Source organism: Pseudoalteromonas sp. S3785, from assembly GCF_005887365.1.
In the GTDB taxonomy this organism is placed as follows: domain Bacteria; phylum Pseudomonadota; class Gammaproteobacteria; order Enterobacterales; family Alteromonadaceae; genus Pseudoalteromonas.
Map to the genome: position 1 here is coordinate 1 of NZ_PNCT01000169.1, position 273 is coordinate 273.

The 273-nt window shown below is 44.3% G+C and carries 1 protein-coding gene; it reads right to left on the minus strand.

All coding sequences use genetic code 11. The annotated features are described in order from the left end of the window. On the minus strand, positions 1 to 273 hold a 273-nt coding region (locus CWC17_RS19010), incomplete at both ends, for a ribose-phosphate pyrophosphokinase-like domain-containing protein (RefSeq protein ID WP_171042117.1).

Consider the following 273-nt stretch of genomic DNA (forward strand, 5'->3'; position numbering starts at 1 on the left):
GCGACGGTCTAGACGTGCATAAGCAAAATAAGGACACACGCCCGTAATTCGACCTGCTGATGCACGACGTTGAGTATCAACCATAAAGATTAGTTCCAGTAGGTTATCGTTAGTAGGTGCACAGGTTGATTGCAAGATAAACACATCCGAGCCACGAACATTTTCATTTATTTGAACACTTATCTCACCGTCGCTAACCAGGCCCACCACAGCATCGCCGAATTCAATATACAAACGTTTTGCACATTTTTGAGCTAAGTCAGGTGTTGCGTT